We start from the raw sequence: 25,081 nt of genomic DNA, 5'->3' as shown, positions 1-25,081 counted from the left end.
GAGAACTCCTCTCCTAGAGCGTCGTTATGACACCGCACACATTGGTGGTCTGCATCATCGCAAACCGCTTACGCACTCAATAATTGCATATTTTTTGCAACATGCAAGGAGTTTGCACCGCGAGTCTTGAAAATTTGCGGATTGTTTTAGCGAACAGCAGTTGAATAGAAGGCTACGGCGCTCGAAGCGGCAACGTTAAGACTGTCCACTCCGTGGCTCATGGGAATCTTCACCGTCAGGTCGGCACGTGAGATGGTGTGATGCGACAGGCCATCGCCTTCAGTGCCGAAAATCAGCGCCAACTTATCGATATGGTCTTTTTCGTCGTCGGCATTGTTCAGGCGGCGAACGAGTTCTTCCAACGAAATGGAGTCGTCCTCAAGAGCCATCGCAACGGTCGTGAATCCAAGATCGCGCAATTCCTGCATGCCGGCGAACGGCCAGTAATGCTTATCATCTCCGCCGATGCGTGTCCACGGAATCTGAAACACCGTGCCCATCGACACGCGGGCGGCGCGCCGATACAGCGGATCGCCGCAAGAAGGCGTTACCAACACGGCATCGACATCCAACGCGGCCGCGGAGCGCATAAGCGCGCCGACATTGGTGTGGTCAACGATATTCTCCATGACCGCGACGCGGCGTGCCCCTTGGCAAACTTCTTCGACGCTGGGCAAAGGCCAACGTTTCATCGCAGCCAACGCGCCTCGGTGCAGACGATAGCCGGTCAGCTGCTTGAGCTGTTCGGGGGAGGCCACGTACACGGGAATGTCGGTGCCCCATCGGTTGTCGATGAGCGCGAAGGTTCCGGCCATGCCTTCAATCCACGGTTCTTCGACCAGCAGCGATATCGGCTCTCGGTTGGCGGCAAGCGCCCTGTCGATGACTTTCGGCGATTCCGCGATGAACAGGCCTTTGCTGGGTTCAAGCTTGTTGCGAAGCTGGATTTCCGTGAGATTTGTGTATGCCGCCACGCGCTCGTCGTCAATGGAATCAAGATGGATGAACTGCATGTGACCGATCTTTCGCCGAATAGCTTTTCAGATACAAGAAAACCCCTTGTTTCCAAGGGGTTTTGCTGGTGTCCGGAGCGGGACTTGAACCCGCACGCCTGTATAAATAGGCACTAGCACCTCAAGCTAGCGCGTCTACCATTCCGCCACCCGGACAGGTGCGTTGCTCAGCGGCAACGAAAGAAAACTATAGCAGATGCTTGGCGTGATGCAAGTCTCGGCGTGTCGCGCGGAATTCCGCCATTGGTATCCGAGGTGCTGGTAGTCTCTGAAACTATGACTGATGCCCTTTTTCTGCTTGATACGGAACATGATGATGTGCCTGTGAACAGCGATGAGCTGAACGCCGGATGGAAATTGACGTTGCCTCAATCGGTGCGTCGCCACGCCATTCAGGCCATGCGCCTGAAAGACGGTGATGAGCTGCAACTTTCCGATGGTAGGGGATTGCGCATCCATGCAGTGCTGTGCGACGCGCAGCAGGGAATCGCGCAAGTGTCGAGCTTCGGCAAGGAACCGCAACCCATCACCAAACTCGCTTTGATTCAGGCGTTGGCCAAAACAGGGCATGATGAACAGGCCATCGACACGGCAACGCAGATCGGTGTGGACGAGGTAATTCCATGGCAGGCCGATCGTTCCATCGCTAAATGGAAGGTGGGGCGTACCGACAAGAAGTGGAGGCAAGTGCTTGAGGCGGCCACCGAACAATCGCGACGTTCCTGGACGCCTGAATTGGGTGAGTGCGTGACCAGCAAGCAGCTGGTCGCCATATGCAAACGTGCCTGCGTGCACGGCGATATGGTAATCGTGCTGCACCAGGATGCCACCAAGACCTGGAGCCAGTTGGAGGAGTCGATCGCGGCGCTTTCCGACAAGTGTCTGCAAGACGGGCGCCAGCGTACCGTGTACGTGGTGGTCGGGCCGGAAGGCGGTATCGGCGATGCGGAAATTGAGTCTTTCACCAACGCCGGAGCCGAAGTATGCGTGCTCGGAAGCAACATTCTGCGGGCGTCCACGGCCGGTCCGGTCGCATTATCGTTGCTCGCACGGGCGTTGGGACGTTTCGTTTGATGCCACACGTCGGCGATTTGCCGTGGATTATCCCGGTTGCGCAATAGCATGGTCATGGAGGTTTCCCAGCATTAAGGAGCATTATGAGCGACAAGGATTGCCTGTTCTGCAAGATCATCACAGGAGAGATTCCAAGCGAAAAGGTGTATGAGGACGATACCACTTACGCGTTCAAGGACATCAATCCGAAGGCCAAAGTCCACGTGCTTGTGGTGCCTCGCGAGCATTATGCGAACGTGGCCGAGCTTGCGGCGGCCGATCCGCAGCAGCTTGCCCACATGGCTCAAGTTGCGCAGAACATCGCCGATAAGGAATTCCATGGCGCCTTCCGGCTGATCTTCAACACCGGGATTGATGCGGGGCAAACCGTATTCCATGTGCATGCTCATGTGCTGACCGGTGAAAAACTCGACGAGTAACTTTCTTTTCCCCATATATCAACGTTAGAAGAGGTTTTGTGGCCACCACTACACGTACCATCGCGATTCCCCAACAGCTTGATCCGGTAACCGTGCTTGGGCCGGTCGACGAGGTTCTCCGGGAAGTGGAACGAGCGTTCCCTGACCTGACCATCATCGTCAGAGGCAACCGTATCGCGATCATGTCACATTCCAACAAATCCGAATCCCAAGCCGCGCAGGCCGAACATGTGATTGAAAACATCATTCAAGCCGCATATACGGCTCCGATGGATGCCGACACGGTGCGACGCATGCTCGACCAGAATGTGTTGAAAAACCCCGTTCGCGCCGCGCGCCCGGGGCATGGGCGTGTAGTGGAGGGACTACGTTTGGCTGATAGGCAGCAGGGGCGTGCCGCACAACGTGAGCATGCCGCAGACCGCCGCAAGCCGCATGTGCCGGGAGTGATCACCTTTGCGCTTGGCAAGCCGGTCCGCGCGAAAACCGCTGGTCAGGTCGCCTATGTCAATGCCATCGAGTCACATACCATCACGTTTGCCATCGGCCCCGCCGGTACAGGCAAGACGTATCTTGCAGTAGCCAAGGCGGTTCGCGCCTTCCAAGATCGGCAGGTGCGCCGCATCATTCTGACCAGACCTGCAGTGGAGGCCGGAGAGAACCTCGGTTTCCTGCCGGGCACACTGAACGAAAAAGTCGATCCGTATCTTCGCCCGCTGTACGATGCGCTTTCCGACATGCTCGGAGCGGACCAGCTCAAACGTTACATGGACGACGGCACCATTGAAGTCGCGCCGCTTGCGTACATGCGTGGACGCACGCTCAACGACGCGTTCGTGATTCTCGACGAAGCGCAGAATACCACCGAACAGCAGATGAAGATGTTCCTGACGCGACTGGGTTTCAACACGAAAATGATCATCACGGGTGACGTGACGCAGGTCGATCTGACAGTGCCGAAATCCGGCCTTGCCACCATCGAACGCATCCTTGACGGCATCGACGACATAGCATTCGCCCACCTCAAGCCGGAAGACGTGGTGCGACACGCGCTGGTCGGCAAAATCGTCGCGGCCTATGATCGACACGCGGCCATCGCCGGCGACCATAGCCGTCGCGTCGCAAGCAGAATCACATCCAGGAAAACGGACGAGCAAATCGAAAGGAACGCTGAATGAGCGTCGAGGTAACCAACGAAACCGTCTGGCAGATCGACGGCAAGGTGTTCTCCGATCTCGGCATATGGGTGATGGACCAGATGCGCGTCAGCACGCAATCCGACCTGACCATCATGTTTGTCGACCCCGATCCGATCGCCCAATTGCACATGCGTTGGATGAATCTTGAAGGACCGACTGACGTAATGAGCTTCCCCATGGACGAGTTACGCCCAGGAGACGGCAGAACCGTGATGGAAGGCGTGCTTGGGGACATCGTGATCTGCCCATGGGTGGCCGCCCAGCAGGCGCTTGCGGCCGGACACAGCACCATGGAGGAAATGATGCTTCTGACAATCCACGGCATTCTCCACCTGCTTGGATACGATCATGCGACACCGGAACAGGAGCGCCAGATGTTCGGTCTGCAGCGTCAACTGCTGCTCACTTTCTTTGCTCTCCGCCAAGGATCGGGAGCGCAGGCGATTCTTCCGTCAGGAGCGCCGGATGCGCTTGCCGAATGGGATCGGGAGCATGGTACCGGGCGACAGATCGCCAAATAGTGATTACGTTGCCGGCAACATATCGTCCGGCATGATGGGGGCTGAATTATGGTGCAGGAGACAATGATTGCGCTGGTCGCGGTACTTGCCGTGGTAGCGTTGCTGCTGGTCTGGCTGTCTCTTTCGATGGCTGCCACCGAAGGCGCTGTGGGACGTGTGACCCGGGCGAGCCTGAACAACCTGATTCTTGAAGTTCAGACGGATGCGGAACTTTCGCAGTTCATTCGCGACAAGAAGATCAAGCGTATCCATAAGGTCCAGCGGCTGGTGGCCGACCGGTATGCCACCGCAGGATCGTGCGCGTTCTTCCGTATTTGCTGCAATGTGCTTGACGGTGTGCTTGTAACTGTGATCGCAGGCATGCTGGACGCTCCACTATGGGCCGAATTGCTTGCCGGATTTGTTTTTGCCATCGTCGTGGCGGTGATTTCGCTGCTGGTGCGTCCGCGTAGTGCTGGAGCATCCAAGCCCGTCGACATCATGCTGCAGCATGCGGATACCGTCTCCATTGCGGTGCTGTTGACCCCATTCGCGAAAATCGGCGGACAAAAGGGCACGAAGCGTCGTGGCAACGATCTTTCCGACGACGAGGAACTCGAGAAGATCCAGATCGAGCAGGGGCGCGCGACCATCGACCGTTTGGTTGAGGCCAACGATTTCGACCCCGAAGTTTCCGAAATGCTACGAAATGTACTCACGCTTTCCGAAACACTGACCCGTGAGATCATGGTGCCGCGCACCGACATGATCTGCATCGAGCGAGGCGAGACGTTGGAAAACATGTTGAAGCTTTGCTCCCGTTCCGGATTCTCGCGCGTGCCGGTCATTGGCGACGATGTGGACGATCTGGTCGGCGTGGCCTATCTGAAGGACGCCGTGCGCGCGACGGCTTTCAACCATGCGGCGATGACGCGCGAAGTCGAATCGATAGTCCGTGATCCGATGCTGGTACCCGAATCCAAACCGGTTGACGACCTGTTCCATCAAATGCAACGCACACGCCAACATGTCGCCATCGTCGTGGACGAATACGGCGGCATCGCAGGCATGGTCACTATTGAAGACGCCATAGAACAAATCGTGGGCGAGCTGGAAGACGAACATGATCGCACGCAACATGCCGATCCAGAACAAATCGGCGACAAAAAATGGAGCATGCCAGCCCGCACGCCGATCGCCGATCTGGAAGAGATTTTCGAAATCGACATTGACGAGGATGACGTCGACACCGTTTACGGATTGTTGACCAAATTGTTGGGACGCGTGCCAATCGTCGGTTCTTCCGCAGTCACCCGAGGATTGCGTATGACCGCAGTCGATTCCGCGGGACGACGCAAGAAGGTGTCGACCATTGTGGTGGAACCGGTCCACGTCGAGGGCGTGGACGAAACTGAAACACGTAACGAAGAACATGCGGATGATACCGAAGAGGCATCCGACAACGATAAGGATTCCAAAGACGAGCATGACTGACGCAGCAATGACTGAGACGCCCTCCAACCATTCCGATTCCACCACGCCCGTTCCATATCGTTCCGGTTTCGTTGCCGTGGTAGGACGTCCGAACGTAGGTAAGTCGACGTTGATCAACGCGTTGATCGGCACGCAGATCGCCATCGCATCATCTCGACCGGAAACCACACGTAAGGCCATTCGTGGCATTCTTACCACAGATAATGCGCAGATCGTTTTGGTTGACACGCCCGGTATCCATCGCCCGCGCACATTGTTGGGGCAGCGCCTGAATGATGTTGTGGATGAGTCTCTTGCCGACGTGGACGCCATTGCTTTCCTGCTGCCCGGTGATCAGGAGATCGGTCCAGGCGACAAGCGCATTTTGAGTCGTCTGCGTTCCGATTTTGCAGTGAAGCGCGATGACGGCACGTTCAAATGGAAAGTGCCGCTGATTGCCATCGTCACTAAAATCGACGAATTGAGCCGTGAAGGACTGATCAGCAAGCTTATCGAAATCAACGAGTTCGCCGATTTCACCGATATCGTGCCAGTCAGCGCACTCAAGCACGACAATCTTGCCGAGGTCAAGAACGTGCTTATCGAAAACATGCCTGAAGGTCCGCAAATGTATCCGGCCGAACAGATCACTGAAGAACGTCCGGAAGAAACCATTGCGGAACTGGTACGCGGTGCCTTCCTGGAAGAGTTGGATGATGAGCTGCCGCACTCGCTGGCCGTGGTCGTGGACTCCATTGAATATCCAGAAGACAACGATAGCGGAGAATCATACGATGGCAAAGCTCAAGTGATTGTATCGATTTATGTGGAGCGAGATTCCCAAAAGCCGATCATCATCGGCAGGGGAGCGGAACATCTTGTGCGCGTCAAAAAGAAGCTACGCACGCCGGTCAACCGCATCGTCGGTCAGAAAGCGAAACTCGATTTGCATGTCAAGGTTGCCAAGGGATGGCAGTCGGATCCTAAACAGCTCGAGAAGCTAGGCTTCTGATCTGCTTAGGATCCGCTTCGCAGCGAAGCTGCTCACTTCACCTAAGGACAGTCCACTGGACTGTCCTTTTGACGGTTCAGCCAAACAGCTCGAGAAGCTAGGCTTCTGATCTGCTTAGGATCCGCTTCGCAGCGGGCTTATTACAATGAAATGAGGTCTGACTCCTGTGGGAGTCAGACCTCATTTCATTGCTGTTCGAAGGTTACTTCTTCTTGGTGTACATCTGCGTGTTCAGCAAAGTGGCATAACGCTGAATGACCTTCGGACGAATCACCTTCATGGAGGAGGTCATTAAACCATTCTCCTGGGTGAACTCCTCCGGCAGAATGATGAACTTGCGTACGGATTCCGCACGGGAAACGCCTTCGTTGGCCTGATCGACCCACTTCTGCACTTCGGCGCGGACCGCTGCATTATTGGCGGCATCCTCCATTGGCATATCGCGGTCAAGTCCCTTGCTTTCCAACCACGGACGCAAGGATTCCTCATCAAGCGTGACCAGAGCGGAAATGAATGGTCGCTTGTCGCCGAGCACCAGCGCCTGGGAAACGAATTCGCAGCGTTTGATAACCTCTTCAATCGGGCCGGGAGAAACGTTCTTGCCGCCCGCGGTGATGATCAGATCCTTCTTACGTCCGATAATGTACAGGAAGCCATCATCATCGATACGTCCCAAATCGCCGGTACGATACCAGCCATCCTCGGTGAACGAATCTTCAGTAGCCTCTTCGTTCTTGTGATACTTCGGGAACACCGCCGTACCCTTGACCTGAATCTCCTCGTCCTCGGCAATACGAAGCTCGAAGCCGGGGAAGGCGACACCGACGGAACCTTGATGATATGGCACACCAAGCGGGTTGAACGCGCACGGAGCGGTGGTTTCGGTCAAACCATAGCCCTCATACACGGGCACGCCGGCGCCACGGAAGAACGCCATCAGTTCCGGATCGAGAGGAGCGCCGCCCGCCACAATCCACTGGGCACGTCCGCCGAGTACCTCACGCAGCGAAGCGTAGACCATCGGATCGAACGCCATACGGCGAGCCTTGGCCAGAGCGCTGGCCTTGCCCTTTGCGCTGATTTCCTTCATATAATTCTGAGCTGCCACAACCGCCGCGGCGAAAGCCACGCCCTTGGCGCCATGTCCGGCCTTTTGCGAAGCCGCGTTGTATACCTTCTCGAGCACACGCGGAACAACGATCATAACGGACGGTTTGGCGACCTGCAGATCGGCGATCAGCGTCTTGATGCCCTGCGCGATGTAAATATGCAGCTCGCTGGCCACGCAGATGTAGTTGATGGCGCGCGCGAAGGAGTGAGCCTGAGGAAGGAACAACAGCACGCTGTTCTTCTTCTCGTGCAGCAGCTGCGGCATGTATGCCGGAAGATTCAACGCGGTGGTGCAGTAATGCTCATGAGTCATCTCCACGCCCTTCGGTGCGGCGGTGGAACCGGACGTGTATACGATGGAGCACGGGTCGGTTTTCTTGATGGAATCAATGCGTGCGTCGAGCTCTTCGTCGCTCACGCCCGAACCATAGGCCATGATTTCGTCAAGACCGCCGTTTTCGAAGCAAATGATATGTTCCAGCGTCGGGCATTCCTTTTCGGCGCCGTCGGCCTTGGTGCGCATATCGGTGGTTTCGACCACCAGCAGACGCGAATCGGAATTATTGACGATGTTGCGAATCTGTTCCGCAGAATCCGTGTCATAGATCGTGGCAAGCACGCCGCCGCACGCCATAACGGCCGCGTCGAACACATCCCACTCGTAAGAGGTGCGGCACATGAACGCCACGCCATCGCCCTTCTTCAGGCCGTAATGCATCAGGCCCTTGGCGATCTGGCGAATATCGGCAAGCACCTCATTGCCGGTTTTGGTTACCCATTCGCTATCCGATTTATAGGTGTAGAGCGGTTCGTCACCCATACGTTCGGCACGATTGGCGTAGATGTCGTAAATTGTGGTGCCCTCGTCCAGCGGCGGCTGTCCCTCGGTTTTGGTGGTCAGTAAACCGGTTTCCGGGTCAAGGAACGTGGTGGATGGGAATCCTTCGCCCCACTCGACGGTGTGCGGAAGATCGATATGACCGTCGGGGGAGATGATGTTGTTCGGATCGTTGTAGTCCGGATTGTTACCGGAATCGTCGCTGACGGGGTGAACGAAGTCACCGCCCAGACGCAGTGCCTTCTGCGCGAGATTTGCAGCTCGCTTGTTCAAAGAGGTGATGACGGACACGTGACTCTCCTACACATCTAAATCCAATATCTGTAGGAATGATAGACCCTTGAACGCGACACGTCACCTTACGGTAGCGTAGGGAAAGCGTATGCGCTAACAAAGCGCTGCATGAAGAAATCGTCATGGAATGCCATTCAATAGGATTCAATAGGTGAACTTTTCTTCATGCGAAGGTGTGACCTACGTTACACTGGTGCGCTGTATCTGTTCATTTTGATTTCTTTAACGAGGAAGAAAGGGCACCTATGGCTGACAAAGCTGAAGCCACCGTGGTCTTCGGGGTTCTCAATGAGACTTCCGAACACGAGTCTCGCGTTGCTCTGACACCGGACATCGTAACGAGGTTGCGTAAATCGGGTGTTAACTGCCTGATTGAATCCGGTGCGGGAGTCGCGTCGCATTATGTTGATGAGGATTATACTAAAGCCGGAGCGCAGGTCGTCTCCGCTGATGAAGTGATTGCGCGTGCTGACGCGCTTGGTTTTGTCGATCGTCCGAGCGATGCGCTGCTCGCTCGTGTCAAGCAGGGCACTTGGATTATCGGTATGCTTGGCTCGTTCACCGATGCCGATTATGTCGCTACGATTGAGCAGGCCGGCTTGGTCGGTGTTGCCATGGAAAAGCTGCCACGTCAGTTGAGCTCCGCTCAGTCCATGGATGAGATGACCTCCCAGAACTCCGTGATGGGCTACAAGGCCGCCATTGTGGCAGCCGACGCTTATGGTTCGTTCCTGCCGATGATGACCACCGCCGCCGGCACGATCCGCCCGGCCAAGGTGCTCATTCTTGGCGCCGGCATCGCCGGCCTGCAGGCCATCGGCACTGCCAAGCGTCTTGGTGCGGTTGTCACCGCATACGACGTGCGCCCGGCTTCCAAGGGTGAAGTCGAATCCTTGGGCGCCAAGTTCCTGGATTTGGGTCTTGACTTCTCCAAAGGTCAGGGCGAGGGCGGCTATGCCCGCGCGCTGAGCGCCGAAGAACAGGCCCAGCAACAGGCTGCCGTCGACCAGAAGGCCGCCGGTTTCGACATCGTCATCACCACCGCCAAGGTTCCCGGCCGCAAGCCTCCGGTTCTGCTGACCAAGGCTGGCGTGGCCGGACTGCACCGTGGCGCTGTGATCGTCGACTGCGCGGCAAGCGACCTCGGCGGCAACGTCGAAGGTTCCACCGTCGGTACTCAGGTTACCGAGAACGGTGTGACCATCATTGGCGCTCCGTACCTGTCAAGCGGCGTTTCCACTACCGCATCCAACCTGCTGAGCCGCAATGTGGCTGACGTGCTCGCGCATTTCGTGCGTGACGGCAAACTGGCCATCGATCTGAACGAAGAGCTTGACAACGCCATGGTCGTGGCCGGCCGCGGCGAGGAAGCCAAGAAGGAAGGGGAGTAAGCAATGGATATCGTTGTTGCGATCACTCTGTTCGTCCTCGCGCTGCTCATCGGCGTTGAGGTTATCGGCAAGGTGCCGGCCACCTTGCACACTCCGTTGATGTCGGGCGCGAACTCGATCCACGGCATCGTCATCGCCGGTGTCGTCATCGTCGCCGCGCATGCCACCAGCCCGCTCGCCTGGGTATTCATCTTCCTGGCCGCAGTGCTGGGCACGATGAACGTGGTCGGCGGTTACGTCGTCACCGACCGCATGCTGGAAATGTTCAAGTCCGACAAGGGCAAGAAGAAGGAAGAGGAGGCCAAGTAAATGGGTACCATGGCTGAAATGCTGAGCACGCCGCTCGGCGTCATAGAATGGTTCGTCTATCTGCTGGCCGCCGTGATGTTCGTTATCGGCCTGCACTTGATGAACTCTCCGAAGACCGCCCGCAAGGGCAATATGGTCTCCGCTGTCGGCATGATTCTCGCCGTGGTCATGGCGTTCATCGTGCTGTTCGCAGGTGAGATCTCCAACGGATTCCAGCATGGCGTTGCCGTTGTGCTGCTGATCGCCGGCATCATCATCGGTGCCATCGCCGGTGTGGTTTCCGCCAAGAAGGTCAAGATGACCGACATGCCGCAGCTCGTTTCCGTATTCAACACCGTGGGTGGCGGCGCCGCCGCGCTTGTGGCTTTGAACGACATTCTGACCTCCGAAGGCACTCCGTCCATCGTGGTGCTGATCACCGCTGGTTTGGGCATCATGATCGGTTCCGTCACGTTCTCCGGCTCTCTGATCGCAGCCGGCAAGCTGCAGGGCATCAAGTGGGTGAAGAAGCTGAACTTGCCGGGCAAGGGCTTCTGGAACATTCTGTTCGCCGTACTGACCGTCGCATCCTTTATCATGCTGTGCGTGCAGCCGGGCCAGCGTCTGCTGTGGTCCGTACTCACCACCGTGTTCGCGCTGTGCTACGGTCTCGTGTTCGTCATCCCGATCGGCGGCGCCGATATGCCGGTAGTCATTTCCGTACTCAACGCCTGCACTGGCACTGCAGTGGCCATGTCTGGCTTGGCCATCAACAACATCGCTCTGATCGTGGCCGGCGCACTGGTTGGTGCAGCCGGTGTGACCCTGTCCATCGCCATGTCCAAGGCCATGAACCGTCCGCTGCTGTCCGTGCTCGCAGGCGGTTTCGGTGGTGCCAATGCCGCCGCTGGCGCCGGTGAAGGTCCGGAAGGCACAATGAAGGAAACTTCCGCAGACGATTTGGCCGTGCAGCTCGTGTATGCCGAGAAGGTCATCTTTGTACCGGGCTTCGGCTTGGCCCAGGCCCAGGCCCAGCGCGAGCTCGCCGATCTTGGTGTGCTTCTTAAGGACCATGGCGTCGAAGTCTCCTACGCCATCCACCCGGTGGCAGGCCGTATGCCTGGCCACATGAACGTGCTGCTTGCCGAAGCCAACGTGCCGTACGAGGAGCTCGTCGACCTGGACGACATCAACCCGCAGTTCCCGCAGGCCAACGTGGCTCTTGTAGTCGGCGCCAACGACGTGACCAACCCGGCCGCACGCAAGCCGGGCACCCCGGTCTCCGGCATGCCGATCCTCGACGTCGACAAGGCCCAGAACGTGGTGGTCATGAAGCGCGGTCGCGGTACCGGTTATGCCGGTATCCAGAACGAACTGTACTTCGAAGACAACACGCAGATGCTTTTCGGCGACGCCAAGGCAAGCCTGCAGGCCGTTATTGCGGCAGTCAAGGAGCTCATCAACTAACAGCTGAAACGTTGCGTTGATGTGTTCTGAAAGGTCCCTTCCAGTGATGGAAGGGACCTTTTTGCATATGGTGATTTTCGTAAGATCAGGTCTGTTGCATGCGAATTGTGAGTTATCCACAGTCGTTATTCGCCTGTGGATATGGGCGGAGTTTTCCACATATCCACAGATTTTCAAGGTCCGGTGGCGCAAGATGATTTGAATATGAGACAGTAGGTGCACCCTACAACAAAGGAGTTGCACATGGCGGAAATAATCACTGGCCCGTTCCATATGGATGAACAGGGATTTTTGGCAACGATCGAAGAACTTATCGAGCGGTTTGATGGATACAGTTCTGGCAAATATCTTGCGGAATTGGGGAAAATCCACGATGAATACGGTGAGATCGGATCTCTTTCGCTTTTTGACGAAAAAGTCTGTGAACTGGGAAAGGAATTATTCTGCAGCACATCATGGGTGGCGAATCTGGCGTGGGCCATGATTTCGTTCGATTATGATCTGGTTGAGCATGATGCGAATTTTCTTGATGGATGCCGTAACATCGTGCGTAAGTACGGTATGAGCGTTTGGCTCTATGAAATGATCAATGACGCTTCGATAGCGGTGGCTTTGCAAAGGCCCAGCAGCAGAATGCCATTCCAGATTGGATTGACCTACACCAAGGATGTGTTTCGGAGAAGCAAGAAAAAGGGTGGAAAATACGCTACCGGCAAAAAGAAGAGACTGGCCTGCATGGCTGAATATTTGCAGGAAGTATATTGGCTGGCCGCGTACAGTCTGCTGCGTTGGGGCGAGGAAGAGCCGCGTGCGGCCGATGTTGCGTTGATGGTGCTTGGATATGGCGGTATCGGCATGTGCATGCTGAGGGACGATCCGAAAGTGGTGGATTCCGGATGCGATGAAGACTTCTCCTATCGCAATCTGTGCGACCATCTGCGCGATCTTAGAATTCAAGCCGATCTGGACTATGCCTGCAATGCCGACCTGGCCGAATCCATGTTGCTTGAATATCCCGCGTGTATGGATGCGCGATATCTGTACGATGCCGAGAAAATCGTGGAAGCGTATCGTGCTTTGTGGAACAAGCAGACTGAGTCAGCTTCGCAAATCATGGAACGCGTTTACCAGAAGGGCGCATATCAGGTGGCGAGCATTTGGGAGGATCCGCTGTACCTGCATGATCTTGCCCTGTCGTTATTGGGGGCGGTGGGCTCGCGGCCACTTACTGAAGGGTTCCGGACCCGAGACGACAAGATGTTCCAGCAGGGAGTGGAAAGTCTGAAACGAACGACTGAATCCGTTAAAGGGATGGGGTTGGTGATGACATTGGGAGGGTATATCTGCTTCCCGGAGCCGGAAAGTAGGGATGATGCGCTTTTCGCACCGCGAAAGGAGAAGAAACAATTAATGGACACTTGTAACGGGCTTAGGGATCTGTCGACAATGGTTGCGCTGTACCGTTTTCCAAGAGATATCGAATCCCTACGTGCCACGCGTGCGCTTCTCGCTCATGACGCGAAGGAATATATCGATCTGATGGGTCCATACATGGGAAGCGTGGATGAGACGGGAGGCAACGAGGGGAGGCCGGTTTCAGTCGGCGACTGATCGACCTCTTAGATCGCGAACGTCTAAGCGTGTGTATCGTGGTTGTGCCGAGATTGAATGGCGGAACGTTCAGATGAACTCTGTCTCTTCGATTTCGGTGCATGCTATGCCGCGTTGCTCCAACAATTCGCGAAATGCTTTTACGTATCTATCTGTGGTGAACTTCTGCGTGAATGTCAGACAGAAGTTCTCGTTTACGCAATTCACTTCCACCAGCGTGGACGTCCAATCCGCATAGGCGCAACAATTTTGGACATGCCGTGCCAAAGAACCCCGATCGAACATTCCTATATAACTGATGTCAGCCGTTGAACGTCACATGCTGATAACTTGTCTGTACATCTGTTTCTGGGCTTCCAGATTCGGCAGGCTCTCAAGATAGTGATTCAGCCAAGTGGTTCCGGCTAGCTTGGGAATCAGTGTTTCAATATCGCACTCGTCTACCTGTTCATGGGGTATCTTCAGCTTGGTCCGGCAGATGCGGCTCTTGGCGCAATCCCTGCACAGGCCATCAGTGTGATCGTCGCGCTGGTGATGATTCGTTGTAAGCGGAAAGACATTCGTTTAAGAAAAGCTGATTTCAAGCCGAATCGCAATATGTTGGGCGACATTCTCAGCATACGGACATTCGTATATTGGCTTCATTCCTCTGCCTTACTTGGAAATCGTATCGTCAAGGTGCATAAACAGTGGGCGAGCCAGCCATGCCAAGGGCAGTGATGCCAGTGCTGAAATCAGCAGAATAAGCCAAACCGTGCAATGTGCGTGCAGCCATCCGTAAAGCATTTGCCCGAGTGGCTGGGCGCATATCGTCAACGATGAAATAATGGCCATGACCTTGCCTGTAATCGCGGTTGGCGTCCTCATCTGAATAGATGGCACGAGAATGAGGTTCAAGAAATCAACGGCGATTATGACTACCGCAGTGCAGAGCACCAGCATGATGAGCTTGGTTTGCGTTGAACATGGAAGCAGGAAGGCGATGGTCGGCGGAAGCAGCATAAGACTTTCCACAAACAACAACGAAGGGGCGTTTCGTGATTTCAAACAGTTGGCGAAACACCCAGCGATGAATGTTCCCGCTATGCCGGCAATGCCGATAATGCCATCGCATAGACCATATGTCGCCGCATCGTAGCCTAACGTAGTTCGAATAATGTAAGGAAAGCTTACTGAACTGAATCCAGTCAGTATCAGATTAATCCATGTGCAAACACCGGCTAATCGTGCTACGGTCGGCTCCTTGCGAAGCAGGAAAGCGGTCGCCGAATGCATATCGCCGATAATGACGCCGAGTAGGCAGATGCCGGCATCATCTTGATTCGATAGGGGCTTCGCGAGTCTGATGAAGCATTCAACCATGGCTGCCGACATAAGACATGCTGCGGTGATGAGCATCATCAGTCGAATGCCAATCAGCCCGTACATCACGCCACCTAGGAAACTCGGGAGTAATTGGCTGAGCTGCTGCACTTGGTTGATGATGGCCGTGCCTCGGCGAAGGTCAGTGGAGGACTCTCTTCCGATGATTTGTGGCAGTGCGGATTGTACGACGGGAGTTTCCATGGCATCGAGTACTGCCAATACTACCTGCATGATGGCGATGGCGAGAATGTTGAATCCGGATAGTGCGAAAAACACAGTCGCGAGCAGCGTGACGATTCCTGAGATGATATCGAGCGCCACCATCATGGCACGTTTGCTTACTCGGTCGGCCATAACACCTCCGAATGGGCTGATAAGTATGGTCGGAATGACGGATATGGCCAGCACAGTGGCGAAGGTCGTGGATGATGCGGTTTCGTCCAGTACCCACATGGACATGGCAAATCGGAGCATGGTATTGCCGAACAAGGAAATGCCTTGACCGAGTACAAGCAGGATGAAGTTTGCGGAGCGCAAGCTGGATTGGAGCGTCGTTTCTGACGAGTTTTTCATGATTATTCCTTTCGATACCGACTGACGGTATGTAAAAAAGTGCAAATAAAGATAGATTGATATTGCCGAGCTTTTATTGCGGATTGCTGGCGAGTAGGAAGAAGCCTTCCGCAAGCCGATCTTCCATATCACTGTCGTGATCGATAAGTGGAACTCCGAGCGAGTCCATAATCAATCCAAGGCAGTGGATGCGATGCTTGAATTCACGAAGGGTAGTGATGGGGTAGAAGTTTGGGGCTAGCCAGTAATTGAACAGCAGTGAAAAAAGTTCCGCGGCTTCTTGAGGGTATTCGGTTGTGATCGAACCGTCCTTTAACCCCTCCTGGATGAAGTCGTATGCGATTTTGGTGCTGTCGGTTCGCCAGATGCGAAGATTTTCGGCGAGGATTTTCGGGTCGTTCAGCAGGGGAAACGCATCGCGCATGAGGGTCATATGTTCGGCGTCGGTAATCTGCATCATGAGCGAATTGCGTAGTTTTTGCAATCCGTTTCGCGAGCCATCCTCTTGATTTGCTTGGGGAAGAAGTCGTTCGTTGTCGGAATCTACCAGCGCATGCAGCATCGCTTCTTTGTTTTTGAAATGATGGTAGATAGCGCCTTTGCTGAGGTCTTCGAGCTCGTCGAGAATATCTTGAATCGTGGTGTGCTCATACCCCTTTTGCGCGAACAGCTTTTTCGCGGCGTCAAGGATTCGCTGTCGCGTCACCTCAGGGTGTGCATTGCGCGCCATATGCCTCTCCTTCAAAGGTGGAGTCGAATACACCAACATTATACATACCGTTGGTCGGTATGGTATGTCGGATGCCTCCCAGCTCGGTCGAAAAGTGTACCGAAAGAATCTCTGCAGATTTCTGCAAAGAAACCTGAATCCGCGTTGCCGGGGGTGCGGGATGTCTGTCTTTTCTGCGGTTAGTGCATGATTGGGCGTCCAAGGTCAACTTGAGTGAGTGACGGCTGGGTTCCCGAAAGGAAATAAGACCTTGGTTCCTATATGCCTTTTATGGCATGGGACTTTCGGTGAAGAACGATTGCATCCGATGTGAAAAATCCCACAAATCCGGTCCACGTCCTGCTTGAGGACTCCGAAACTGTTGCCAATGCTGGAAACACGCCGTATATAGTGTTTGAGAAGACAGCGAGACACTGTATGTTGTGGTCTTGATTTTTATTTTCGTTCGGATAATGTGTGCCACGTACCAACGACGTACGGTCGTGAAAGGACGTGGAACATGAACATTACGTTATACACCAAAGCAAACTGCCCGCAATGCACGGCGACAAAACGCCAATTGGACAAACGGGGCCTTCCGTATAGGGCTGTCGACATTACGGCCGACGCACGTATCTCCGACAGATTGCGGAACGAAGGCTGGCGGCAGATGCCGGTCATCATCGCAGACGGCGAATCCTGGTCTGGGTATCGTCCCGACAAAATCCACGAGCTGGAGGCTCGCTGCAGGTGAGCGCGCTGGTGTACTTCTCGTCGGCATCGGGCAATACGACACGCTTCGTGGAGGGATGCCGATTGGATGAATTCGGCATCCATGCAATGCGCATCCCGCTGCGGCCGGACGAGCCGGAGCTGCATGTGGATGAGCCCTATGTCTTGCTGACACCTACATACGGCGGAGGAACAATCGGCAAAGCAGTGCCCGTGCAAGTCAAACGATTCCTCAATGATGAACGCAACCGCAGCGGCATCATCGGAGTCATCGCATCGGGCAACACCAACTTCGGCGAAGCCTACGGCATCGCAGGCGACATCATCGCGGCTAAATGCCGCGTACCGCTACTCTACCGATTCGAACTGATGGGCACTCCGGAAGATACCACGACCGTGCGCGAAGGACTGCGCAGATTTTTCGACGAATACACACAACAGGAACAACGATAACCATGCCGGAAGATTCAACGACACCACACGCAGCAACCGACGTTACAACCTCTTACGATCGCGCCCATGACTGGCACTCGCTCAACGCGATGCTGAACCTCTACGACAAGCAAGGGCGCATCCAATTTGATAAAGACCTCCAAGCCGTACATGAGTACGTCGAAAAGCACGTGCTGCCGAACACCGTCCACTTCAACTCCACGCAAGACAGACTCAGCCGGCTCATAGAAGACGGCTACTACGATGAATCCGTATTCGCCCAATACGATGCCGAATTCCTTGACAGGTTCTACCGCAACGTGGACGACTGCGGATTCGAATTCGATACATTCCTCGGAGCCTTTAAGTTCTACCGCTCATACGCATTGAAAACCTTCGACGGCAAACAATACCTGGAGAACTTCCCGCAACGCGCGGCCGCCGTCGCGCTCGCGCTTGCCGCCGGCGACCAGACAGCCGCCGAATCGTATTTCGAAGAACTCGTATCAGGGCGTTTCCAACCGGCGACTCCCACTTTCCTCAACCTCGGTAAAGCGCAGCGCGGAGAAGCGGTCAGCTGTTTTCTCGTACGTATCGAAGACAACATGGAGTCCATATCGCGTGGCATCAACGCCGCACTGCAGCTGAGCAAGCGAGGCGGAGGCGTCGCGCTGTTGCTTAGCAATCTGCGCGAGGCCGGCGCACCCATCAAGCGCATCAAACACCAGTCCAGCGGCGTTGTGCCTGTGATGAAACTGCTTGAGGACTCTTTCAGCTACGCCAACCAGTTGGGCGCTAGACAGGGTGCCGGTGCGGTGTACCTCAGCGCTCATCATCCGGACATCATGCGTTTTCTCGACACCAAGCGCGAGAATGCGGATGAGAAGATTCGCATCAAATCTTTGGCTCTTGGAGTAGTGATTCCCGACATTACATTCGAACTGGCGAAGAGACACGAACGTATGGCCCTGTTCAGCCCATATGACGTCGAACGCGTCATGGGCAGACCCTTCGCCGATGTTTCCATCAGTGAAAACTACCGGAATATGGTGGACGATGAACGCATCGGAAAAACCTACATTGACGCACGAGAGTTCTTCATGACTTTGGCCGAATTGCAATTCGAATCCGGATACCCGTATATGGTATTCGAAGATACTGTGAACCGAGCCAACCCGATCGACGGGCGAATCGCCATGAGCAACCTGTGCTCGGAAATCCTCCAAGTGCAGGAGCCAAGCACCTATCATGAGGATCTGTCCTACGATCACGTGGGACGTGACGTGTCCTGCAATCTTGGATCGCTCAACATCGCCAAAGCGATGGACGGTGATTTGGGACGAACTGTGGAACGTGCGATTCGCGCACTGACCTCAGTGTCGGAACATACGGACATAGCGTGTGTGCCATCCATCCGACGCGCCAACGACGAAGGCCATGCCATCGGATTGGGACAGATGAACCTCCATGGATTCCTTGCCAGAGAATCGATCATGTACGGTTCGCCGGAAGCCCTCGACTTCACCGACATGTACTTCATGACCGTTGCCTACCATGCCTACCGTGCCTCGCATGATCTCGCAGTCGAACGCGGGACACGGTTTAGAGGCTTCGAACGGTCTGCCTATGCGAAGCCTGCCGGCGCAGGCAACTATTTCGACAAATACACGGACGGCGAGCGATCGCTGGTGCCGAAGACCGGAAAAGTCGCGTCGCTGTTCGCACAACGTGGCATCCATATCCCCGACGAGGATGATTGGCGGCGTCTGCGTGACGACATCATGCGTGACGGTATCTTCAACCAATATCTACAGGCCGTGCCGCCCACGGGGTCAATTTCGTACATCAATCATTCCACGAGTTCCATCCATCCTATCGCCTCGAAGATTGAGATTCGCAAGGAAGGCAAGATTGGACGGATCTACTATCCGGCTCCCTATATGACCAACGACAATCTCCAGTATTTCGCGGATGCGTACGAAATCGGATGGAAGGCCATTGTCGACACGTATGCCGAGGCAACACGGCATGTCGATCAGGGTCTGTCGTTGACCTTGTTCTTTCCCGATACGGCGACTACCCGAGATTTGAACAAGGCGCAGATTTATGCGTGGCGCAAAGGCATCAAAACGCTGTATTACATCCGCATTCGTCAGCAGGCGTTGTCTGGCACCGAAGTGCAAGGCTGCGTCAGCTGCATGTTGTGAAACTCTTGGCTTGAAAGGAAAAGGCATGTCTCGTTTGGTTTACCGCGCGATGCTTCGTCTGACGGCTCCGGACGAATACAGGCGGCTATACGGCCGCGACAATAAGACGACGATCAGAAAGGACGACCATCATGGCACCGATATCCGTACCTCGGCAGAGAATTAAGCTCATTGACCGCGTGAGTGCCATCAACTGGAACAAACTCGAGGATGAAAAGGACCTTGAAGTATGGGACAGGCTGACCGGCAATTTTTGGCTGCCGGAAAAAGTGCCAGTCTCCAATGATCTGCCCGTTTGGCGCGGAATGAGCGAGGCCGAACATACGTTGACCATGCGCGTATTCACCGGCCTCACCTTGCTTGACACTATCCAGGGAACCGTTGGCGCGGTCAGCCTCATACCTGATGCGCTTACCCCGCATGAGGAAGCCGTTTATACGAACATCGCGTTCATGGAATCAGTGCACGCCAAAAGCTATTCCTCGATTTTTTCCACCTTGTGCTCCACCCGACAGATCGACGAAGCGTTCTCTTGGAGCGAAGAGAACGAGTATCTGCAAAGAAAAGCGCGCATCGTGCTCGACTATTATGAGGGGGACAGTCCACTCAAACGCAAAGTGGCCTCCACGCTGCTGGAATCGTTCCTGTTCTACTCAGGCTTCTATCTACCGATGTATTTCTCCGCGCACGCCAAACTCACCAACACCGCCGACGTGATCCGTTTGATCATCCGCGATGAAGCCGTGCATGGTTATTACATCGGATACAAATATCAAAAAGGGCTCGAGCGGGTCGGCGAGGACAAACGCAGTGAACTGCGCGACTACACCTACGACCTGCTCAACGAGTTGTATGACAACGAGGTGGAGTACACGCGCAGCCTCTACGAGCCTGTCGGATTGACGCAGGATGTCGAAAAGTTCCTGCGATACAACGGCAACAAGGCGTTAATGAACCTCGGATATCCAGCGCTTTTTCCACAAGAGATCTGCGACGTGAACCCGTCGATCCTTGCTGCGTTAAGTCCGAATGCCGACGAGAACCATGACTTCTTCTCCGGTTCGGGAAGCTCGTACGTGATGGGCAAATCAGTCGAGACCGACGACGATGACTGGGATTTCTGACTGTATCCCAGACAACCCCGAGGAAAGCAGCTATTGGAAACCGTCACGGGCGAGTTCGCGTCGGATCATCCACGCAGATATCTGCCCGTGACGCTGTCAGGACAGGCACGGATCGTTTCCGGTGTTCCCTCGCATACGATGCGACCGCCGGACATGCCTCCGCCCGGACCCATGTCGATGAGATAATCCGCATTCGCGATTACATCAAGATCATGTTCGATTACTACAACTGTCGCCCCAGAAGCCACCAACGAGTCGAACACGCGTAGTAATACCAGCACATCCAACGGGTGTAGCCCGATCGTAGGCTCGTCGAACACGAATACCGAACCGGACTGTCCGCGTCCCATTTCGCTGGCCAGCTTCAGCCGTTGCGCTTCGCCGCCTGATAACGCAGGAGTCGGCTCGCCAAGTGTCAGATACCCCAGGCCAAGCTCATGCAGTGTGGCCAGTTTCGATCGAACGGGACGTAGGAAATCCAATAGAGGCATCATCTCGTCGACGCTTAGCAACATCAATTCCGGCAGTGAACGGGCGACGCTGTCCGCGCAAACCAATCGAATGTCATCGGCGGTCTGTGCATACCGCGTCCCATGGCAATCGGGACACGTGACGTCAACATCGGGCAGGAACTGCACGTCCAACGAAATGGTACCGGTTCCATCGCAAGTGGAGCAGCGCAACTTGCCCGTGTTGTATGAGAATGCGCCAGGTTTGAGATTCTTCTTATGGGCATCGGAAGTCTTCGCAAACGCACGACGCAGATCATCGTGAACACCACAATACGTCGCCACGGTCGAACGGATGTTTGCTCCAATGGGCGTGGCATCGATCAGTTCCACTTTCGAAATGCCATCCGCGTCAATCAGACGAATCGAGCTTGGGAAAACGGTACCATCAACGGCCGAGCGCAACGCAGGGACCAGTGTCTCCAACACCATCGTCGTCTTACCGGAACCCGACACGCCAGACACCACAGTGAGACGCCCTCGCGGAATGTCCACCAATAACGGATGCACCGTATGCACGGTATTCGTCTCCAAATGAATCCGACCCTTGGCGAACATCGCATCTAAGTCAATCTGCGGCCGCACCCGCTCGTGTATTTTGCCACCATCACGCAGAAAAGGCGCTATCTGAGAACCAGGTGCCGTCACAACATCCACCACCGAACCCTGAGCGATCACATGACCGCCTTCGGCACCAGCCGTCGGACCCATCTCCACCAAATGATCCATCGCGGCAAGCACACGGGTATCATGATCGACCACAACCACCGAATTGCCGTCAGCCACCAAATCGCGCATCACGCCCAACAGTCCATCCACATTCGCCGGATGCAATCCGATAGACGGTTCATCCAGCACATACAGCACGCCTGTAGTGCGGTTACGCACCGAACGGGCCAACTGCACACGTTGGCGCTCGCCGGTGGACAGTGTCGCACCTGCGCGGTCAAGCGACAAATAGCATAATCCGAGTTCCACGAGCCGCTCGGCCGTATCCTCGAACGATTCGCAGATGGCTGTGGCCATCGCACGCATCTCCTGCGGCAATGACTTAGGTACTGAATGCACCCAACGTATCGTTTCGTCAAGTGTCATCGCCGTGGCTTGTGCCAGATCAATACCGAGAATCTGCGGTTGACGAGCCTGCTGTGAAAGCCTCGTACCGAAACAATCCGGACATGGTTTCTCGCTGAGGAATCTCGACACGCGTTTGATACCCTTCTCATCCTTGGCTTTGGCGAGCGCGTTCTCCACGGTATACACGGCGTTGAAGTACGTGAAGTCAAGTTCGGCGAAATCATTGCCTTTCTTCGGTTTGTATAGAATATGTTTCTTGACGGCCGGGCCGTTGAACACGATGTCCCGCTCGGCGTCGGTCAGCTGGTTGAATGGAATGTTCGTGCGCACTCCCATCGCGCCGCACACCTGCTTCATCAGATCCCACATCAACGATCCCCATGGTAATACTGCGCCGTCGTCGATGCTTTTGGTCTCGTCTGGCACCAGGGAAGCACGGTCGACGATTCGCACGATACCTGTTCCGGAGCAGGTCGGGCATGCGCCGGCGGAATTGAACGACAGCTGTTCGGCGGATGGTGGATGCATGAGTTGGTTGCAGGATGCGCATCGTATAGGCAACTCGGCCGCCACGTTCATTGTGGGACGGTTGCGTACGCCACAATGCTCGCAGACATGTGAGGCGCAACGGGAGAACAACAGACGCAGACTGTTGAGCAACTCCGTCATCGTGCCGAACGTGGATCGCACGCCGGGCACTGAAGGTCTTTGATGGAGGGCGAGAGCCGCAGGCACATGACGTATGTCGACTACCTGCGCTCGACTCGCTTGGGTGAGACGTCGCCTGGTATACGTCGACAAAGCCTCCAGATAGCGTCGGGATCCTTCAGCGTATAGCACACCTAAAGCGAGAGAGCTCTTTCCGGACCCGGAGATACCGGCGATACCGACTAATTCGTTCAACGGAATGTCGACGTCGACGCTCTTGAGATTATGTACGCAGGCACCGCGCACTTCGATGTGGGACGGTGGAAAAGCTCTAGATGATTGTTCCATACCTGCTACAGTACCTGTGTGACGGAAAAACACGTGGGCAGGGGAGCCTTATCCGTCATGGTATTGCGGCATGTGGTATTTGATCCATATATTCGACCGCAACGGAGGGGATGTCATTGTTTTCATGGCTGTCGTCAGTGTGCGTGAATCAGAAGGTGATGCGGTGGAATACGGAGAAATGGATTGGGAAAGGAAGAAATCATGTACATCGTATATACCAATGGAAAGAAGTTCGCCGAGGAACAGGACCGGAGTCTGTTCCTCGGCGTGGAGCGGGTTGCGGGCGAATGCCCAGAACATCCGCGTAAGGCGTTGATAGGCTTGTCCGCCGTGTCAGCGTGATGACAAGGCGTTGGCGCTCTTGCCTTTCGTGGCGAGCGTCACGGCGATGATAGACACGAGAGCGACAGCGTACAGTACGGTAATGATCGGAATCAGCGCGCTGTATCGGTGGGCCGCATCCGTCGTATGAGAGACGACGAAGGACGCCAGCTGGTTGCCGGACAATCCGGCGAACGCCCACGCGCTCAAAGCCAGGCCGTGCACGGTGGACACTGACTTCATACCAAAGTGCTGCTCAAGCAGCACCGGCAGTGTGGAGAAGCCGCCGCCATAGCCGGCGTTGATGAGGAACAGCATCGTCACAATCAGCCATAGGGTGCCGTTGTCAATCGAATGCGTGAAGATCTGCAACGCGCACACCGCGATGGACATGATGAAAATCACCAGATATGCGGTTTCACGGCGCTTGCAGTGGTCGGACAGTGCGGAGAACCCGATACGTCCGGCAGCATTGAACACGGCATCGACGGCCAGGATGACGCTGATGCTTCCCGCAATGGCCGTGGCCAGCTGTGTCGCGTTCAGCGACGCGTACTTTGGAAGGATGGACAGCGCATCATGCAGGATGTCCTTCTCTTGGGAGATCAATGCCAGACCGCAGGTGATGTTGAGGTAGAAGGCCAGCCAAATCGCCCAGAACACCGGTTTTCTCATGATGTCGCGACGGCGGATGCGGGCCTGTTCGGAATACACGTATCCGGCTGGACGCTTGATTAGTGCGAAGCCGATCAGCATCATTACCGCGTATACGACGGCAAGAACATAGAACATGGGCGCCAGACCAATCGTGGAGACCAGCCACTGCATGACCGGGCTTGCAATGGCCTTGGCCAGACCGAATCCCGCGACGGCGATGCCGGTGGCGAGACCCTTGTTGTCAGCGAACCACAGCATCAGGTTCTTCACCGGCGTCAGATAGCCGACGCCCAACCCGATACCCATGATCACGCCATAGAAGATGAACCCGCCGGGGAGCCATCCCGCCGCAATACTGGCTCCGGTACCGGCGAACCCACAGACGAAGCAGACCGTCGAGATCAAAGCCGATTTCTTGATGTCCTTTTCGACGAAGGGTCCAAGGAAGGCGGCCGACATGCCAAGAAAGAAGATGGCAAGCGAGAATCCCCATTCCACAATGCCCGGGGCCACATGCATCTGATCGGCGATCAGCTGTTTGAACACGCTCCAGCAGTATACGGTGCCGATTGAGATATGAATGAGCAACGCCGGAATAACAGCGCTCACCCAACGGTTTCCCCCATGTTGTTGATTGACCATGTAATATTCGTTCCTCTCTGTTGTTTGTTCGCTCTGCGACGAACAAAC

General features: G+C 55.3%; 23 protein-coding genes and 1 tRNA gene. 17 read left to right on the top strand and 7 right to left on the bottom strand.

The genetic code is table 11. From position 1 onward, the window contains the following. Positions 1 to 146: 146 nt before the first annotated feature. The gene (locus NBH13_RS01535; RefSeq protein WP_099570642.1) at positions 147 to 1,013 is read right to left on the bottom strand and encodes a TrmH family RNA methyltransferase; all 867 of its coding nucleotides are present in this window, start codon (positions 1,011 to 1,013) and stop codon (positions 147 to 149) included. A gap of 66 nt (positions 1,014 to 1,079) precedes the next feature. Beyond that, positions 1,080 to 1,169, bottom strand: a tRNA-Leu gene (locus NBH13_RS01530). A 120-nt stretch (positions 1,170 to 1,289) separates the two neighbouring features. Here NBH13_RS01530 and NBH13_RS01525 point away from each other — a divergent pair. The 6 genes from NBH13_RS01525 to era all read left to right on the top strand — a co-directional run bounded on the left by NBH13_RS01525 (position 1,290) and on the right by era (position 6,690). Further along, positions 1,290 to 2,087, top strand: coding sequence for a 16S rRNA (uracil(1498)-N(3))-methyltransferase (locus tag NBH13_RS01525; RefSeq protein ID WP_099570641.1), 798 nt, complete (start codon positions 1,290 to 1,292; stop codon positions 2,085 to 2,087). Positions 2,088 to 2,170: 83 nt separating this feature from the next. Continuing rightward, positions 2,171 to 2,506, top strand: a complete 336-nt coding sequence (locus NBH13_RS01520) for a histidine triad nucleotide-binding protein (protein ID WP_099595775.1) — start codon at positions 2,171 to 2,173, stop codon at positions 2,504 to 2,506. A gap of 38 nt (positions 2,507 to 2,544) precedes the next feature. Next, positions 2,545 to 3,684, top strand: coding sequence for a PhoH family protein (locus NBH13_RS01515; RefSeq protein WP_099570639.1), 1,140 nt, complete (start codon positions 2,545 to 2,547; stop codon positions 3,682 to 3,684). After that, positions 3,681 to 4,226 (top strand): rRNA maturation RNase YbeY, encoded by a 546-nt coding sequence (gene ybeY / locus NBH13_RS01510; protein ID WP_003835085.1) that lies wholly within the window; start codon positions 3,681 to 3,683, stop codon positions 4,224 to 4,226. The genes NBH13_RS01515 and ybeY overlap by 4 nt, the downstream gene beginning before the upstream one ends. 48 nt (positions 4,227 to 4,274) lie before the next feature. Beyond that, positions 4,275 to 5,699, top strand: coding sequence for a hemolysin family protein (locus NBH13_RS01505; protein ID WP_250778601.1), 1,425 nt, complete (start codon positions 4,275 to 4,277; stop codon positions 5,697 to 5,699). Next, positions 5,692 to 6,690 (top strand): GTPase Era, encoded by a 999-nt coding sequence (era, locus tag NBH13_RS01500; RefSeq protein ID WP_099570637.1) that lies wholly within the window; start codon positions 5,692 to 5,694, stop codon positions 6,688 to 6,690. Before NBH13_RS01505 ends, era begins: the two co-directional genes overlap by 8 nt. Before the next feature lie 202 nt (positions 6,691 to 6,892). Here the strand turns inward: era and NBH13_RS01495 are convergent, their stop codons facing one another. Then, the gene (locus tag NBH13_RS01495; protein ID WP_099570636.1) at positions 6,893 to 8,929 is read right to left on the bottom strand and encodes an AMP-dependent synthetase/ligase; all 2,037 of its coding nucleotides are present in this window, start codon (positions 8,927 to 8,929) and stop codon (positions 6,893 to 6,895) included. 248 nt (positions 8,930 to 9,177) lie between these two features. On the opposite strand from NBH13_RS01495, the gene NBH13_RS01490 reads away from it, so the two are divergent. The 4 genes from NBH13_RS01490 (at position 9,178) to NBH13_RS01475 (ending at position 13,689) form a co-directional block, all read left to right on the top strand. Next, positions 9,178 to 10,323, top strand: coding sequence for an NAD(P) transhydrogenase subunit alpha (locus NBH13_RS01490; RefSeq protein ID WP_250778600.1), 1,146 nt, complete (start codon positions 9,178 to 9,180; stop codon positions 10,321 to 10,323). A 3-nt stretch (positions 10,324 to 10,326) separates the two neighbouring features. Continuing rightward, positions 10,327 to 10,632 (top strand): NAD(P) transhydrogenase subunit alpha part 2, encoded by a 306-nt coding sequence (locus NBH13_RS01485; RefSeq protein ID WP_003809446.1) that lies wholly within the window; start codon positions 10,327 to 10,329, stop codon positions 10,630 to 10,632. After that, the gene (locus NBH13_RS01480) at positions 10,633 to 12,078 is read left to right on the top strand and encodes an NAD(P)(+) transhydrogenase (Re/Si-specific) subunit beta (protein ID WP_099570634.1); all 1,446 of its coding nucleotides are present in this window, start codon (positions 10,633 to 10,635) and stop codon (positions 12,076 to 12,078) included. Positions 12,079 to 12,321: 243 nt separating this feature from the next. Further along, positions 12,322 to 13,689, top strand: a complete 1,368-nt coding sequence (locus NBH13_RS01475) for a riboflavin deaminase (RefSeq protein WP_099570632.1) — start codon at positions 12,322 to 12,324, stop codon at positions 13,687 to 13,689. Positions 13,690 to 14,343: 654 nt separating this feature from the next. Here the strand turns inward: NBH13_RS01475 and NBH13_RS01470 are convergent. Further along, positions 14,344 to 15,627, bottom strand: a complete 1,284-nt coding sequence (locus NBH13_RS01470; protein WP_099570631.1) for an MFS transporter — start codon at positions 15,625 to 15,627, stop codon at positions 14,344 to 14,346. A gap of 73 nt (positions 15,628 to 15,700) precedes the next feature. Beyond that, on the bottom strand, positions 15,701 to 16,357 hold the full coding sequence (locus tag NBH13_RS01465; protein WP_250778598.1) for a TetR/AcrR family transcriptional regulator: 657 nt from the start codon (positions 16,355 to 16,357) through the stop codon (positions 15,701 to 15,703). A gap of 499 nt (positions 16,358 to 16,856) precedes the next feature. On the opposite strand from NBH13_RS01465, the gene nrdH reads away from it, so the two are divergent. Genes nrdH through nrdF form a run of 5 tightly spaced genes read left to right on the top strand, consistent with a single transcriptional unit; the run spans position 16,857 to position 20,831 of the window. Next, positions 16,857 to 17,090, top strand: a complete 234-nt coding sequence (gene nrdH / locus NBH13_RS01460) for a glutaredoxin-like protein NrdH (protein ID WP_039197963.1) — start codon at positions 16,857 to 16,859, stop codon at positions 17,088 to 17,090. Then, entirely contained in the window at positions 17,036 to 17,521 is a 486-nt protein-coding gene (gene nrdI / locus NBH13_RS01455; RefSeq protein WP_284702951.1) for a class Ib ribonucleoside-diphosphate reductase assembly flavoprotein NrdI, read from the top strand. Before nrdH ends, nrdI begins: the two co-directional genes overlap by 55 nt. A 2-nt stretch (positions 17,522 to 17,523) precedes the next feature. Next, a complete protein-coding gene (gene nrdE / locus NBH13_RS01450; protein ID WP_099570628.1) occupies positions 17,524 to 19,707 on the top strand; it encodes a class 1b ribonucleoside-diphosphate reductase subunit alpha in 2,184 nt (727 codons plus the stop codon). Between the two features lie 25 nt (positions 19,708 to 19,732). Beyond that, positions 19,733 to 19,873 (top strand): hypothetical protein, encoded by a 141-nt coding sequence (locus NBH13_RS01445; RefSeq protein ID WP_158332981.1) that lies wholly within the window; start codon positions 19,733 to 19,735, stop codon positions 19,871 to 19,873. Continuing rightward, positions 19,839 to 20,831 carry a class 1b ribonucleoside-diphosphate reductase subunit beta gene (nrdF, locus tag NBH13_RS01440; protein WP_099570627.1) on the top strand — a complete coding sequence of 331 codons (993 nt, stop codon included), beginning with the start codon at positions 19,839 to 19,841 and terminating at the stop codon, positions 20,829 to 20,831. The genes NBH13_RS01445 and nrdF overlap by 35 nt, the downstream gene beginning before the upstream one ends. Positions 20,832 to 20,896: 65 nt before the next feature. On the opposite strand, the gene NBH13_RS01435 is transcribed toward nrdF, so the two are convergent. Beyond that, complete coding sequence (locus NBH13_RS01435) at positions 20,897 to 22,945, bottom strand: excinuclease ABC subunit UvrA (protein WP_236824269.1); 2,049 nt, start codon at positions 22,943 to 22,945, stop codon at positions 20,897 to 20,899. Between NBH13_RS01435 and NBH13_RS01430 the strand changes: the two genes are divergently transcribed. Beyond that, positions 22,944 to 23,129, top strand: a complete 186-nt coding sequence (locus NBH13_RS01430; RefSeq protein WP_229027363.1) for a hypothetical protein — start codon at positions 22,944 to 22,946, stop codon at positions 23,127 to 23,129. The genes NBH13_RS01435 and NBH13_RS01430 overlap by 2 nt on opposite strands. 485 nt (positions 23,130 to 23,614) lie before the next feature. Further along, the gene (locus tag NBH13_RS01425) at positions 23,615 to 23,755 is read left to right on the top strand and encodes a hypothetical protein (protein ID WP_180753641.1); all 141 of its coding nucleotides are present in this window, start codon (positions 23,615 to 23,617) and stop codon (positions 23,753 to 23,755) included. Here the strand turns inward: NBH13_RS01425 and NBH13_RS01420 are convergent. Continuing rightward, positions 23,747 to 25,033, bottom strand: coding sequence for an OFA family MFS transporter (locus NBH13_RS01420; protein WP_250778596.1), 1,287 nt, complete (start codon positions 25,031 to 25,033; stop codon positions 23,747 to 23,749). The genes NBH13_RS01425 and NBH13_RS01420 overlap by 9 nt on opposite strands. Positions 25,034 to 25,081 lie beyond the last annotated feature (48 nt).

Source organism: Bifidobacterium intestinale (assembly GCF_023656765.1).
Classification (GTDB): Bacteria; Actinomycetota; Actinomycetes; order Actinomycetales; family Bifidobacteriaceae; genus Bifidobacterium; species Bifidobacterium hominis.
Note: the sequence above shows the minus strand (reverse complement) of the source record. Positions and strands in the feature narration are given on the sequence as shown.

Excerpts from the sequence above, each read along its gene's own strand:
- ybeY (WP_003835085.1), top strand. The coding sequence starts at position 3,681 with ATGAGCGTCGAGGTAACCAACGAAACCGTCTGGCAGATCGACGGCAAG.
- NBH13_RS01490 (WP_250778600.1), top strand. The coding sequence starts at position 9,178 with ATGGCTGACAAAGCTGAAGCCACCGTGGTCTTCGGGGTTCTCAATGAG.
- NBH13_RS01445 (WP_158332981.1), top strand. The coding sequence starts at position 19,733 with ATGTCTCGTTTGGTTTACCGCGCGATGCTTCGTCTGACGGCTCCGGAC.
- nrdE (WP_099570628.1), top strand. The coding sequence starts at position 17,524 with ATGCCGGAAGATTCAACGACACCACACGCAGCAACCGACGTTACAACC.
- NBH13_RS01465 (WP_250778598.1), bottom strand. The coding sequence starts at position 16,357 with ATGGCGCGCAATGCACACCCTGAGGTGACGCGACAGCGAATCCTTGAC.
- NBH13_RS01435 (WP_236824269.1), bottom strand. The coding sequence starts at position 22,945 with ATGCATCCACCATCCGCCGAACAGCTGTCGTTCAATTCCGCCGGCGCA.
- NBH13_RS01420 (WP_250778596.1), bottom strand. The coding sequence starts at position 25,033 with ATGGTCAATCAACAACATGGGGGAAACCGTTGGGTGAGCGCTGTTATT.
- NBH13_RS01520 (WP_099595775.1), top strand. The coding sequence starts at position 2,171 with ATGAGCGACAAGGATTGCCTGTTCTGCAAGATCATCACAGGAGAGATT.
- NBH13_RS01535 (WP_099570642.1), bottom strand. The coding sequence starts at position 1,013 with ATGCAGTTCATCCATCTTGATTCCATTGACGACGAGCGCGTGGCGGCA.
- NBH13_RS01505 (WP_250778601.1), top strand. The coding sequence starts at position 4,275 with ATGGTGCAGGAGACAATGATTGCGCTGGTCGCGGTACTTGCCGTGGTA.
- NBH13_RS01430 (WP_229027363.1), top strand. The coding sequence starts at position 22,944 with ATGAGTTGGTTGCAGGATGCGCATCGTATAGGCAACTCGGCCGCCACG.
- nrdF (WP_099570627.1), top strand. The coding sequence starts at position 19,839 with ATGGCACCGATATCCGTACCTCGGCAGAGAATTAAGCTCATTGACCGC.
- era (WP_099570637.1), top strand. The coding sequence starts at position 5,692 with ATGACTGACGCAGCAATGACTGAGACGCCCTCCAACCATTCCGATTCC.
- NBH13_RS01470 (WP_099570631.1), bottom strand. The coding sequence starts at position 15,627 with ATGAAAAACTCGTCAGAAACGACGCTCCAATCCAGCTTGCGCTCCGCA.
- NBH13_RS01485 (WP_003809446.1), top strand. The coding sequence starts at position 10,327 with ATGGATATCGTTGTTGCGATCACTCTGTTCGTCCTCGCGCTGCTCATC.
- NBH13_RS01425 (WP_180753641.1), top strand. The coding sequence starts at position 23,615 with ATGTACATCGTATATACCAATGGAAAGAAGTTCGCCGAGGAACAGGAC.
- NBH13_RS01525 (WP_099570641.1), top strand. The coding sequence starts at position 1,290 with ATGACTGATGCCCTTTTTCTGCTTGATACGGAACATGATGATGTGCCT.
- nrdH (WP_039197963.1), top strand. The coding sequence starts at position 16,857 with ATGAACATTACGTTATACACCAAAGCAAACTGCCCGCAATGCACGGCG.
- NBH13_RS01480 (WP_099570634.1), top strand. The coding sequence starts at position 10,633 with ATGGGTACCATGGCTGAAATGCTGAGCACGCCGCTCGGCGTCATAGAA.
- NBH13_RS01475 (WP_099570632.1), top strand. The coding sequence starts at position 12,322 with ATGGCGGAAATAATCACTGGCCCGTTCCATATGGATGAACAGGGATTT.